The 14,218-nt window shown below is 37.1% G+C and carries 11 protein-coding genes; 5 read left to right on the forward strand and 6 right to left on the reverse strand.

Going from position 1 to position 14,218, the window contains the following annotated elements; genetic code table 11:
- The first annotated feature begins 57 nt into the window (after nt 1–57).
- Nucleotides 58–1,341: an HlyC/CorC family transporter gene (locus tag B7C41_RS07815; protein WP_085298231.1), complete on the forward strand. Its 1,284-nt coding sequence runs from the start codon at nt 58–60 to the stop codon at nt 1,339–1,341.
- 1,049 nt (nt 1,342–2,390) lie between these two features.
- Here B7C41_RS07815 and B7C41_RS07820 read toward each other — a convergent pair.
- Entirely contained in the window at nt 2,391–3,014 is a 624-nt protein-coding gene (locus B7C41_RS07820) for a transglycosylase SLT domain-containing protein (RefSeq protein ID WP_085298232.1), read from the reverse strand.
- A 540-nt stretch (nt 3,015–3,554) separates the two neighbouring features.
- Entirely contained in the window at nt 3,555–5,141 is a 1,587-nt protein-coding gene (gshA, locus tag B7C41_RS07825) for a glutamate--cysteine ligase (RefSeq protein ID WP_085298233.1), read from the reverse strand.
- 347 nt (nt 5,142–5,488) lie between these two features.
- On the opposite strand from gshA, the gene B7C41_RS07830 reads away from it, so the two are divergent.
- Together B7C41_RS07830 and B7C41_RS07835 are read left to right on the forward strand one after the other, a co-directional pair.
- The gene (locus B7C41_RS07830) at nt 5,489–6,847 is read left to right on the forward strand and encodes a Na+/H+ antiporter NhaC family protein (RefSeq protein WP_085298234.1); all 1,359 of its coding nucleotides are present in this window, start codon (nt 5,489–5,491) and stop codon (nt 6,845–6,847) included.
- Complete coding sequence (locus tag B7C41_RS07835; RefSeq protein WP_235839647.1) at nt 6,848–7,552, forward strand: TIGR01621 family pseudouridine synthase; 705 nt, start codon at nt 6,848–6,850, stop codon at nt 7,550–7,552.
- A 70-nt stretch (nt 7,553–7,622) separates the two neighbouring features.
- Here the strand turns inward: B7C41_RS07835 and B7C41_RS07840 are convergent, their stop codons facing one another.
- Nucleotides 7,623–8,969: a sodium-dependent transporter gene (locus tag B7C41_RS07840; RefSeq protein ID WP_085298235.1), complete on the reverse strand. Its 1,347-nt coding sequence runs from the start codon at nt 8,967–8,969 to the stop codon at nt 7,623–7,625.
- Nucleotides 8,970–9,532: 563 nt separating this feature from the next.
- Nucleotides 9,533–10,015, reverse strand: coding sequence for a YajQ family cyclic di-GMP-binding protein (locus tag B7C41_RS07845; RefSeq protein ID WP_085298236.1), 483 nt, complete (start codon nt 10,013–10,015; stop codon nt 9,533–9,535).
- A gap of 164 nt (nt 10,016–10,179) precedes the next feature.
- Here B7C41_RS07845 and B7C41_RS20665 point away from each other — a divergent pair, with 164 nt between their 5' ends.
- Together B7C41_RS20665 and B7C41_RS07855 are read left to right on the forward strand one after the other, a co-directional pair.
- Entirely contained in the window at nt 10,180–10,542 is a 363-nt protein-coding gene (locus B7C41_RS20665) for a VanZ family protein (RefSeq protein WP_407919552.1), read from the forward strand.
- Between the two features lie 2 nt (nt 10,543–10,544).
- A complete protein-coding gene (locus tag B7C41_RS07855; protein WP_085298238.1) occupies nt 10,545–11,438 on the forward strand; it encodes a ketopantoate reductase family protein in 894 nt (297 codons plus the stop codon).
- 101 nt (nt 11,439–11,539) lie between these two features.
- Here the strand turns inward: B7C41_RS07855 and thiI are convergent, their stop codons facing one another.
- Entirely contained in the window at nt 11,540–12,994 is a 1,455-nt protein-coding gene (thiI, locus tag B7C41_RS07860; RefSeq protein ID WP_085298239.1) for a tRNA uracil 4-sulfurtransferase ThiI, read from the reverse strand.
- A gap of 269 nt (nt 12,995–13,263) precedes the next feature.
- Nucleotides 13,264–14,208 (reverse strand): flagellar motor protein MotB, encoded by a 945-nt coding sequence (locus B7C41_RS07865; RefSeq protein ID WP_143764329.1) that lies wholly within the window; start codon nt 14,206–14,208, stop codon nt 13,264–13,266.
- Between the last annotated feature and the right edge of the window lie 10 nt (nt 14,209–14,218).

Below are 14,218 nucleotides of genomic sequence, written 5' to 3' on the forward strand. Positions count from 1 at the left end.
TATTGTTAATTGTCGTCATTTGACGACTTATAAACAACTAAACTAGGATCACCCTTTTTGGATAACATCTCAACAGATATGCTATTTGTCATTCTTGGCATACTTATATTCATATCTGCTTACTTCTCCGGTTCTGAAACCGGCATGATGTCTATTAATCGTTACCGATTAAAACACTTAGAAAAACAAAGCCACCGTGGTGCTAAACGTGTCAGTAAATTACTTGCCAAGCCCGATAAACTTATTGGTTTGATCTTAATTGGCAATAACCTGGTTAATATTTTTGCCACTTTGATCACTGGGATAATAGCGCAACGCCTATATGGCGATGCGGGAGTATTTTATGCTGGCTTGTTATTGACCTTAATAATATTAATTTTCGCTGAAATCACCCCAAAAACATTAGCGGCTTTATACCCAGAAAAAGTAGCCTTCCCAAGCTCAATAGTATTGACGCTGTTATTAAAACTATTGTTACCGATAGTGATTGCGGTTAATTGGATCACCAATGGTATTCTAGCATTGCTAGGGATTAGCTCTGAACAACGAGAGCAACATAGCTTAAGCTCTGAAGAACTACGCACCGTAGTAAATGAATCTGGTGCTATGCTCGAATCGCGCGATCAAGATATGTTAGTTGGCATTTTAGATCTTGAGAAAGTCACTGTTGAAGACATCATGATCCCGCGTAACGAATTAGTCGGTATCGATATCAATGATGATTGGAAGCGCATTCAGAAACAGCTAACTCAATCTAACCACACACGAGTACTTTTATATCGAGATAATATTGATGATGTTGTTGGTTATTTTCATATGCGCGATGCTTTGCGATTGGTATCCAAAAAACAATTTACTAAAGCGACACTATTACGCGCGGTGCGTGAGCTTTATTTTATCCCTGAAGGCACAGCATTAAACGTTCAGCTATTAAAGTTCCAGCGAGCCAAAGAACGCTTAGGACTCGTTGTCGATGAGTACGGCGATATTCAAGGTTTAGTAACACTCGAAGATATTCTTGAAGAAATTGTAGGTGACTTCACCACGACAATGACCCCAGCAACCAGCGATGAAATCAGTATTCAACCCGATGGCAGTTACCTTGTTGACGGCAGCGCCACAGTTCGTGATGTTAATAAAGAAATGACTTGGAAATTCCCAACTGACGGTCCTAAAACCATTAATGGTCTGATATTAGAGTATTTAGAAGACATTCCGGAGGCAAATTTAAGTGTCCGTATTTCTGGCTACCCACTTGAGATCATTGAAGTAAAAGACAATATGATCAAAACAGTTCGGATCCTGCCAGATTTTTATGACGGTGATGAACCAGAAAACTAGTACTTAGCCCCTCTAACGTGGAATTTGGCTATATGTATAAAGAGCACTGAAAGAAGTAATTCTTCGGTGCTTTTTTAATAAATAAACTTCTGAACAATGAATACTATATATTCGAGTAAATCTATGGTTTTTCAGTCCAGGGCACTATTATATCTATGGTATGAAAAAGCTAAATTTGACTTAAAAAGCACCAGACTGATTAATAACAATTGAAATAAAAAATCATTTTGAGATGGTATTAATCATCAATAATAGTGTTACTTTTAATCTCTATAGCGAGCTAATGTTCGACAATTTCTCCTGCATTGATCTACTTAACCTGAACTCTGGATAAGAAAAATGCTACAGCAGCGCTATTAAAGCCTATTTCTGTGTTGTTCAAGTTGCCAATAACGCGTTATTGGGCACACTTAAACGCCTTGTTCATGAGAATTTACCTAAGTTAAAATTGATCAATAACTTATGACATGTGCTATGAGATCCTTAACGACCATTAAAAAACGTTAAGATCTCTTCGAGTAATTCAAACACAAAATTATAAGCTAGGTTTAACTAAGTTCTAGCCACTTTTTAAGAATGATTTTAGCGATCAACAACACATGAATAACTAAATATTCTTTGGCTGATATTCAGCTATTGAATTAACAACTTAGCCTTTTTATTCATCATTTTGTGGATAGAACATTAATCATTGAAAGTTAATAACAAAGTTATACACAGGTTTAGATCTAAGGATCAACTTTCCACAATTTCTGTGGATAACAAATGCAAGCCCTATCCATAATAGGCTTTGTGTTTTGCAAACAATTTTTAGCAAATATTTGAAGTTTTTTTATAATTAATTATTGACTATTTTCTAGCCCTTATCACCGCTAGAATTATTAAAAAATACCGCTACACTTTGATCATATGGCAAGAACTATGCTGTGAATACTTATTAATCATTAGAGAATGATCATGCAAAGAAGAGAAGAACTTATATTGAGATGCGCCTAACAGTATGTGTAGAAGTTAGCGTTAGAGACAGAGTACCTAACGCTAAATAGTTATTAATCACCAAAGAACAAACGCCATAACCAACCGTGGTTCAATTCATCTTCGCAGCTTTTCAATTGGCTACCGTAACGCTTAGCACGGTTATCAACTTTACGGGCAACTTTCACTAGCCAAGCTTTCTTTTTATAGCTTTTATGCTTAAAGCCCCCCCAACCTTCGTGGTAATTTAAATACTGACTATAGGCATCCCACTTTGAAACTTTATTAATTTTTTGAGTTTTAAAAATAAACCAACCCATAAAGTCAATTGCGTCTTCAAAATCATCACGATCAGCACCAGAATTATCTGTTTCTCGAATATAGTCATCCCAAGTCATCGTTTTAGCCTGCGAATAGCCATAAGCGGAACTAACTCTGCCCCAAGGAATAAACCCCAATAGATAATCTCTTGGAGGTAATGCATCGGCTTTAAATGAACTTTCCTGATACATCATACTCATCGGCACATGAATAGGTACACCCCAACGTTCTTTGGCACCTTTAGCCGCAAAGTACCAACCTCGATGCTCCCTAAATATTTCACATAGGTTTTCTGGATTTTTTGGCGGATTTGTCGCACAACTTGATAATGTTAAACAAGCGAGTATAGAAATGATAAGTGTTTTATAAAATGTCATGAACACAAGGAGTTAGTTTTTAGTAATAATATCATGCCAGAATATTTAAAGACTTTCAGGGAAATGTCGATATTTTTTACACTTATCGGAATATAGGCTAGAAAATGTAGCACTAATTGGCATCATTCAATTACTAAGATATGGAGACTCGATAAAAATAATAAATTAATTTTAATGTTTGGGAACTATATTGAGTTTCACTGCTCTTACTTTACGAGAGAGTTATTCCCCTATTAGTGTTTTATGTTATACCGCACATTTATTTAATAATAAATGTGCTTTTTTTTGCCTTAAATTTACTAAACTTAGTAACAGGTGTTTAAGATCAGTAGAAAAGCTATCAAATTAGGAGACTTAATTTATTGTTTAAAAAGTATTTTATTATTTAGATAAGAAAATTAAAAATCAAACGAACAAAAATGAACTATTAAGTAATTGCGTGGTCAAATTACTTGAAAGCACAACCTCCCTGGACGGCTTTCTTATTATTTGTAGCGCGTTGCCCTAACGCGCTTTTTTTTGTCTAATGCTGTCCAGTAACTATTCAATGCCACTAAATTTAGAGAAATAATTGGTTAGAAAGGTATCAAAGTCTGTCGTATCAGCCATTTCAATTTCACTTTGCTTAGCTAATGACTCCGCAACAGTATCAGCAAAGTACTGCGCATTATACTCTTGATAGTCATTGGCGAGTAGCTGCGCTCTATACTCAGCAGCACTTTTCAACGCTATCTGGGTTAGTGACTGATTATCTTTAACTACTTTCGCTAATATTTGTGCTGACGGTGTTAATTCAGGGTTATTAACCTTTTCAGCTTCTGTCGCTAGTGCTTGACGGTATGAATCACTATTATTAGCTTGATCTAGCAATGTCGCTATATCAGTTAATTTCGCAAAAATTTCATTACCCCATTCAGGAATAGATTTATCAGTGCCATTGTCGCTTATTAACAGCTTAGGATCGCGGCCTTGTACAACCACGGCATCCATATTTTTTTCGCAAGACACTTGTTCAGTACAACTTAATTCTGGACTAGTTTCAAACAAACAAAAGGTAAGAAAAACATCTAAGAAGCGAATTTGTTCAACACTAATACCTGTTGCTGAAAATGGGTTAACATCTAAAGCCCGAACCTCAATGTATTCAACACCTCTATTCCTTAATGCTTCAGAGGGCTTTTCATTTGATTTGGCAACACATTTTGGACGAATAGGGGCATATAATTCATTTTCAATTTGCAAAACATTACTATTCAGCTGTTGATACTTACCAGCAACCTTAAGACCTATCTCAGCAAATTTTTTCGACGGCAAGTTTATCGCATTACTGACCCCGTCTAGATAGCCTGATAAATTATTATAACAAATTTGCAAAGATGACTGTTCGCTATTGGTATAGCCTAAATCGCTCATCCGTAAAGATGTCGCGTGCTCTAGGTACATATAGCCTTTTTCAGTTTTCTTAAAGGGTAAACTTGTGACTTTATTTTGTAGGAATGAACCACAAATCGCAGGTGAACTGCCGTACAAATAAGGGATTAACCAACAAAAGCGCTTGTAGTTTCTTAATAAGGAAAAATATTTGTCAGAAATGTACTCATCAAGTGGGGCGTTATTATTTTCAACTGTTTGCAGTGATTGCCAAAAGCTAGTTGGAAATGAAAAATTAAAATGGATACCTGAAATTACCTGCATCATACTGCCATAACGATTCTTCAAACCTTGGCGATAAACCGTTTTCATGGTTCCAATATTAGATTTTCCATATTGAGCTAATGGAATTTTATCGTCATCTTCGACAAAACACGGCATGCTCATTGGCCATAAAACTTCACCATTAAGTTGACTCAAAGTAAACTTTTGCACATCTTCAAGTTGTGCAATTGCCGTTTCCGGTGCATAACTCACTGGCGTAATAAACTCCAATAAGGTTTCTGAGTAGTCAGTAGTTATATTAGGATGGGTTAATGCCGAACCTAACTTTTCGCTATGCGGGCGTTCGGATAATCGACCTTGCGGCAGTACTCGCAATGCTTCACGCTCTATACCTCGACCAATTTGGCTTAAAGATGCTAGATGCTTTTCATGACTAAAAGCCGCGATATATTCGTTTAATGATAAAGTCAAAATTATTCCTGATGCTTTACGCCAGTAAGTAAGAACTATTTAAGGGTGAAAGGTAGAATTTCAATGTCTACAGTGATTTATTATTATGTAATTTTGCACTAGGTCAAACAAATAAAGTATAAGCAAACGTGTCAAAATAAGTTAGCCTACGCAAAACTACTGTCACCCAAGCAATATGGTACGTTATTTTTCATATTATAATCTCTGTGGCAAAAATATTGACCCGACTAAATCAAGAAATATTTCTTTAGTTTTCATTAATCATGACTCTCAAACGCAGTTAAATACAGTTTCTTATTGTTTTAGCATACGGTAAAGTGAGCAGAACATAATAATAAAGGTTTACGATGCAAGACAGCGTTTTTAGTTTACTTCCACCTCTTGTTGCTATCATCATTGCAATTTGGCGTAAAAATGCCTTATTCGCACTTTTATGTGGCGTAATGCTATGTCATTTAATGGTAGTTAACGGCAACCCAATAGCAGGTTTTACCAATACGTTCTTTGGTATTAGCGGTGTATTTTTATCACTAGGTAATGTCTATATTATTAGCTTTAGTTTATTAATTGGCGCTTTAGTTACCTTAATGAATCAATCAGGTGCAGTAAATGGTTTCATTAATCATTTAGCTTCACTAAATTTAGTTAAAAATAGTCGTCAAGCAAGCATATTACCAACAGTTATCGGTACTACTATATTTACTGATACTAACCTAAGTATGTTTACTGCGGGTATGGCAAGTCAAAAACTATTTGACCAGCACAAACTCAGTCGAGCACGCCTTGCTTATTTAGTTGACTCTACTTGTGCACCTGTCAGTATTTTATTCCTAGTGAATGGTTGGGGAGCTTATGTACTAGGCTTACTTGATGGTTATTCTTTTGATGATCCGGTAGGTATTTTAATTGGTACTATCGGCTATAACTTTTACGCGATTATTGCCGTAGTTATGGCTTACTATACTGCTTTTAGTGGCAAAGTTTTTGGGCCAATGAAATATGCCGAATCTTTGGTAAATATCGATGAAAAAGCAATTGTTAAACATGTCGCACCAGCACGCATTATGTGGTTGCCAATGTTAACATTACTGCTTGGCACTTTCATTCTACTCTGGTTTACAGGCGATGGTGATATTCGTCGTGGCTCTGGTGCTTTCTCCGTGTTTTGGTCCGTTGTTAGTGCTTTACTATTGTTGGTAGCATTAATCCTCAACTACAAACTTATGTCACTAAAACATATTTTCAAAGTAACCATAGCAGGTATTAAAACCATGTCTCCTGTTGTTGCAATACTGGTGTTATCTTTTGCATTTGGTGATGCAATAAAAGCACTGGGTACAGGCACGTATGTTAGTCAATTGATTAACGTCGATGTACCGCTATTTTTAGTGGCGCCGATTTTATTTATTGCTGCGGCTATTATGGCATTTGCTACGGGTTCTTCATGGAGTACATTTGCCGTATTAATTCCTATTGCAGTGCCGATTGCACAGCAAAGTGGCTTACCTATTGAATTTTTAGTAGCAGCAGTACTCGGTGGCGGTATTTTTGGTGATCATGCTTCACCTATTTCTGATACAACTGTTGTTGCATCAATTGCCAGTGGTTGTGATCATTTCGAACATGTGAAAACACAGCTGCCCTATGCTTTAGTTGGAGCAGCCCTTACCATAATGGCTTATATTGCCATTGGACTTAGTTTCTAAGTGAGCAATATAGCTATCAATATTATCGACCACCAAGATGATTTTCTTGTGGTCGACAAACCCGCAAATATTAATTTTCATGATGAAGATACCCTTGGCTCAGGTTTTTACTCGCAAGTGAAAAAATTCGCTGCTGACCAATTAGATACAGCGGAAATATTTCCTGTACATCGATTAGATAAAATGACTTCAGGGCTGATGATATTTGCTAAGAATATTAGCACTGCCAGAACATTTCAATTATTATTTGAGCAACATCAAGTCCAGAAATTCTATCTTGCCATTGCTGATGGCAAACCCAAAAAGAAACAAGGTCTGATTAAAGGTGATATGGAGAAAAGTCGTCGAGGTATGTGGAAGCTGGTGCGGACTATGAAAACCCCAGCCATCAGCCAGTTTCAATCTTATAATATTGCGCCAAAAAGGCGACTATATCTAATCAAGCCTCATTCGGGAAAAACTCACCAAATTCGCGTAGCGCTAAACAGCATAGGCGTACCAATTTTGGGTGACCCTTTATATAACAGTTGCATTGAGTCAGACCGAGGATATTTACACGCATTTGCCTTAGCTTTTACCTTGAACAATAAAAACCATCAATATTGCCAAGCCCCACTAACGGGTAAAGAATTTAATACCGATGAAGCCAAGACCCTAATAGAACAATTGACACCTGCATGGCAACAAGCTTGGCCTAAAATATAAACTTTAAAAGGTAATAGTAAAAAGGAACTATTAAGTTCCTTTTTCTATTCTTATATTTTCAGTTTAGTTGCTAAAGTGAATGCCAGAAGACAATCGCAATAGCGGTTGGGCAAATAAATTTGGTATACCAAGGCCAAATCTTCCAAAACAACGAATGCTCAACCATCTCATTACCTTGTTTTAACTCTTGTAAAATATCATTACGAAACCAGATCCAGCCGACAAATACACAACACAGCATAGCTATGATAGGTTGGCCGTACTGTGTCGCTAATATCGCCACAAAATCTAACATAAAGCTAATATTAGCAATAATAATGGCACTTAAAACAAAGATACCGATACCAATGTAAGTGGTCACTTTTTTACGTTCGAGCTGATGACGTTCAACTGCATAGGATACTGGCCCTTCAAGCATTGAAATTGAAGATGTTAAGGCCGCCACTGACATCAAAACAAAGAAGGCAAAGGCTACATACAAACCAATACTGCCCATACTATTAAATAAACTCGGTAAAACAGCAAAAACCAAGCTCGAACCAGAAATTAAACTGCCATCTTCAGCAAATATCGCAACACCTTGCGCTTGTGCAACATACATTGCAGGGATAATTAATAAACCAGCTAAAAATGCGATTGATACGTCAATTAGCGTAACTTGCGCGCCCAACGTCACCAAGTTTTCTTTTTTAGAGATATATGAGCCATATATCACCATCACACTAGTACCTAGTGATAATGAAAAGAACGCTTGTCCTAGCGCACTAATTAATAAATCAGGCTCTAACACCCGGCTAATATCAGGATTTAAGTAAGCGTTAACCCCTTCTCTTGCACCTTTTAAGGTCATAACATATGAAATTAAACCTAGTAATAAAAAGATCAGTAATGGCATCAGACGCTTAGACCATTTCTCAATACCTTCTTCTACACCACGACGAATAATAAAGATGGTAAGAAACATGAATAAAGCACAAAACAATAAGTTACGTTGTAATGATTGTGTGATCACCCAATCAGCAGCGGAGTCCATACCGAGAACCCGGGCAAAAGGTTCAACCGCATACGACATCATCCAACCAGCTAAAATACCATAAAAGCTTAAAATGAGTGACGCACAAATAATACCTCCAAAGCCAACAACAAAAGCAAAACGCTTGTGAAATAAGGTCCGTGATATTTTTTGTAATGAAGTCACAGCATTCGCTTGACCATAACGGCCAATCAGTAACTCAGCCATAAATGCTGGATATGCTAAACAAAATGCCAATACCAAGTAAACCAGTACAAATGCTGCACCACCATTACTTGCCGTTTGTGTGGGAAAGCCCCAAATATTACCTAAACCGACCGCAGAGCCTGCGGCAGCCATAATGAAACCAAAGCGTGAACTAAACGCACCTCGAGAAGCAGCCATCTAAAACCATCTTATTATTATTGAGTGACTTTAATTTACTTAAACTACTGGTAAAAAAACAGCGTTTATTGAGAAAAATTGCATCGAAAGCAATTTTAAGAGAAATTACAGTCGTAAAGATTTAATTACTGCTTAAATTACAGCCAATTTACTTTTTACTATTTAGTTATTCTATTTTTCAATAAAAAGTTTATTCATTTCTTAGCAATGAGCCTTTGGCTACATAAAAACCCAAGTGGAGCACTTAGTTTTTAATGAAGATAAAAATTGGCTATTCAACGACGCATATGTTCTTACATAGATGCAAGTTAATAAGGCAATGCTAGAGCGATTACCAAGATATAGTAACTACCTTGAAAATTAGAATATCAGGGTAAAGTTCGAACATCATCATTCGTTGCCATCGATGGCTCCATGACATTGCCGACATGGATGTAGGCACTTAGCTTCTGTCAGGAACATAAAAAAGAGGCGCCAGGCCTCTTTTAATAATTTAATATTATCCAACCACTAAGCATTAATAAAAATCATTCTGCTTAGCGATTAAGTTAATCGAAAATAAGCTAATCTTTGAAATTATCAAACTGAAATGATTGCTCTAATTCTGCTTCTCTAACTAATCTCATTACCGCTTGTAAATCATCACGTTTTTTACCCGTAACACGTACTTTTTCGCCTTGAATTGCTACTTGCACTTTCAACTTGCTATCTTTGATAAGTTTAACCACTTTCTTAGCAATAGGCTGTTCTATGCCTTCTTTGAAGGTCGCAGCCTGACTATAGTTACGACCTGAGCTTTCCATGTTGCCTAACGTTAAAGCTTTAGCATCAATATTTCTTTTCATTAACTGACCACGCAAGATATCAGTCATCTGTTTGATTTGAAAATCAGAATCACCTTTCATTGTTACTGCAGGGCTTTTCCATTCGAAGCTGGCATCAGTATCACGAAAATCATAACGAGTAGCTAACTCACGAGTTGAATTTTCAGTTGCATTTTTTACTTCTTCCAAATTTATTTCGGAAATAACGTCCATTGAAGGCATAACATGTCTCTATCTTACAAAAAATTAAATATATATTATCAATGTTTATAAGTAATACCAATATTCAAGACTAAAGTTGACACTGAAGAGTGATAGTTTTACTGGCTTAGCCCTGATATGATAATAAACCACTAACCTCCAAAAGTACGATTGCTAACACCTTAATGAAAAGTCGCTATCATTTATCAATTCTCGCCATAATAGTCATACTATTTTTTTGTCTTTACTTTAGTTCTGACGATTTTAGGCGTTTAGTTTTCCGTAGCACGGAGGTGGACTCCATCGGCCATATGATTAGTTTTTTTGGCTTAACTTGGGTACTGCATAGTATCTTAAAATTACCATTATTCAATACCATGTTTACTGTTGCTTTCTATGGGGGATTAACAGAATTAGGGCAATATTATCTGGGCTTTCGCAATGGCGAATTTAAAGATTTCTTTTTTGATCTTATTGGTATATCAATGTTTGGCATCATAAGGTGGTCAATCCTAATGTATCGTAATAGATCTGGAAATAGACTGTAGCTTTGAACATTGTTATTGTTGGTCAAGGTGCGATTGGTTTACTTTGGTATCATCGATTAATCAATAATTCTAGCAATCGTGTTAGCCTGCTTTGTTCTGCGCGTATAATATCTCAGCCTACCGAGACGTTTTTTACCAGTATCGAAAATCAAACAACTCGTCAGCCATTAATATCGGCGAATAACGCAGCATTAGCCACTGCCGATATTATTTTATTTTGTCTAAAGTCTTACCATATTTCATCAGCATTAGCGCCAATATTTAAGCAAGTCAGTGCCAAGGCGGTAATTGTTTTCTGTCATAATGGTATGGGTGCTATCGAAAATTTAGCCAAGTTAAGTCAGCCATGTTATGCCTTGCTAACCACACACGGCAGTAAAATAATTAGCCCTTTGCATGCTCAGCACACTGGACTAGGACATAACGACTTAGGTTTAATCAGCGGTAAGCCTCCCCTAATACAGGAACAAATAATAAAGACCTTAGCAACGGCACTACCATCACTAACCCTAAGCAATAACATTAAGGCTAAACAATGGTTAAAATTGGCAATTAATTGCGTTATTAACCCTATTACCGCATTAGACGATGTTAACAACGGTCAATTACTTAACAATAACTACGCAGTCCTTATTGACCAGGTGCTAAAAGAAATTATAGCGGTAGCAGCCTGTGAAGGCATTAGATTTGGCTACAATGAATTAAAATTACAAGTACTAGCGGTAGCAAGAAAAACCGCCAAGAACTGTTCTTCAATGCGCAGTGATATTCTGCAACAGCGACCAACAGAAATAGACTATATCAACGGTTATATTGTCAGTTTGGCTAAAAAAAATGGCCTTTGCGTTCCAACAAATGCAAGACTAGTGCAAAGAGTGAAAAACATAACGCTTTAGCAAGACAAATCTTCAGTATTAAAAAGGCCTTTAGCAATATTTACTAAAGGCCTTTTTTAAATTCATTAACTAACGTCTTTATTCGCCAAATAAATAAAATTTTACGGACGATAAACTTTTACATTAGTAAAGCCAGCACCCGCTAAATACAATGCTTGTAACTTACTCATCACGCCTTGATCACAATAGAGTAAGTAGTCTTTGCTCTTATCTAAGTCACCAAATTGTGTCGCTAACTTGTAAAACGGCAAATGCTGTACGTCAACGCCATCTATTTCTAGTGGGTTCTCGTCTTCTTCATTTGGACTACGGATATCTAATACCACAGAGTTTTCAGGAATATTATCTAAGGTATCAACGGCATGAATTTCAGCTTCACTTTCATTACCAATATCACGAATATCAAAAACTCGTGTTTCTTCAACCACTTTATCTAAAATTGAAAAATCGAAATTCGCCTCTTCAGCTTCAACTTTTGAAATAATTGCTTTAACCGTTGGTTTTTTAGAAATAACACCACAATATTCAGGAATGGTTTTAGCAAAGTCTTCAGTACCAATCTTACGAGCAATATCAATGATATCTTGTTTGTCGTAAGCGGCTAATGGACGCAAAATAAGCGTTTCGGTGACACGGTCAATGACATTAAGGTTAGTTAAGGTTTGACTCGATACTTGCCCTAAAGCTTCGCCGGTAATTAACGCCTGAATGCCCATTTTATCGGCTATTTTTGCCGCTGCGCGCATCATCATGCGTTTTAGTACTACGCCCATTTGACCATTTTCAATGTTTTCTAATATTTCAGCGACTACCGGTTCAAAATCGACGGCAAAAAACTTAACCCGATGAGATGCACCATACTTATCCCATAAATAATGACTAACTTGCTTGACGCCCACTTCATGAGCTGCGCCACCCAAGTTGAAGAAACAGTAGTGCGTACGTGCGCCTTTTTTGATCATTTGATAACTAGCAACACCAGAATCAAAGCCACCAGACATTAAAGATAAAACGTCTTCTTGGGTAGCAATAGGGAAGCCCCCCATACCTTTATGGCGTTCAGTAACAATAAATAAGTTTTCGTTTTTAATTTCTAAGTGGATGGTTACATCTGGATTTTTTAATTTAACTTTTGCCGAGTCAACTAATTGATTTAAACCGCCACCAACATATTGTTCAATTTTCAATGAATTAAAATCATGGCTACCTGTGCGTTTTGCTCGTACACAAAAGGTTTTATTCTCAATATTTTTTGCATGTACAGCAGCCGTTTTTTCATAAATGTCATGAACATCGGTAAAGCTAGTTTGCTGTACTTCAAGAAACATCGGAATGCCTGGAATACACTTTAATGTTTCAATTAACTTTAAGCGATTTTCAGGTGTGTTATTAGCAGTATTAACTTCAATATTGTCCCAGTTCATGCGCGTAGTCACTTGTTCATCAACGCGACGTAAAACATTTTTCACACTCGATTCTAAGATCTTAGTAAAACGTTTACGCACCGGACGGCTTTTAATGGTAATTTCAGCCTGTAGCTTAACAATAAATTTCATCAACAATAACACCCATATTTAGAATGGCGCGCATTATACACTAAATTACAGCACATACCCAAGCCACTTTAAAACGCTATTTCAAGTAGCTTAACGATAACCATAATACGCTCTCGAGCACCCACGCACTTGCGCTATACTGTACATCCTGTACATACACGCTCTCTCACATCCATGTGACCGCGTTATACCGTACATCCTGTACATAAAAAAGGAGTACATCATTTGTACTCCTTATAATTAACAGTTCACCTATTGCAACTAAGCAACTATTCTTTGCTAATCGACACGGGCTCAGTTTCTTTCGCTTTACCTTGATTAATGGCAATTTCAACACGACGATTTCTACGGCGATTCAATCGATTAGTATTTGGCACTAATGGCCTCGTATCAGCATGCCCAACTACCAATAAACGCGAATCATCGAAGTTTGGCACCTTAATTATTTCATGTGCAATAGCCACTGCGCGCTTACTCGAAAGATCCCAGTTTGATGAAAACAACTCAGAGTTTATACCTTGGTTGTCTGTATGGGCTGAAATCATAACTTCGCCCGGCACAGTATTTAGCAATAGGCCTATTTCTCGCATAATGGGCTTAAATTGTGGTTGCAAGAACGCAGAACCTGATGGAAATGAACCATTTTCACGAATACGGATTACAACTTGTTGCCCTAATGACTCAAGTTCAATTGCACCATCTTGAATTTGTTGTTCTAGCTGATCAGCAATTTTCTTAGCAAGTTCGTTTACTTGTTCTTGCGATGCTTGTTCAAGCTCATCTTTAGCCTTTTGCATAGCTTGTGCTGACATCTCATCAGCAGTACTTTGTGACTGACCACCACGTTCAGTGCCACGTTGCTCTTGTCGGCCGCCAGCAGAGGTTTCATCACCCGCCTGAAACTCTAACATTTGCTGAGTCATTTCCATAGTTTGCTGTTGGATAACCTCAATCGGTGTTGGCTCAGGTTTACCCGGACGAAACTCTTGCGCAATAATACTGGTGCCTTTTGGTATATCTTTTACTTCAATTTTATTTTGCACACCAAAAGCAAACTTCATCGAGCCGGCTATTTGCTTAAACTTTAATACATCCATTTCTGAGAATGATAAAAGCAAAACGAAAAAGCACATCAACAGTGACATTAAATCGGCAAATGTTCCCATCCATGCAGGTAACCCTGGAGGTGGGCATTTACATTCTTGCGCCATAATTCCCCCTTAA

This window comes from Cognaticolwellia mytili (genome assembly GCF_002104475.1).
In the GTDB taxonomy this organism is placed as follows: Bacteria; Pseudomonadota; Gammaproteobacteria; order Enterobacterales; family Alteromonadaceae; genus Cognaticolwellia; species Cognaticolwellia mytili.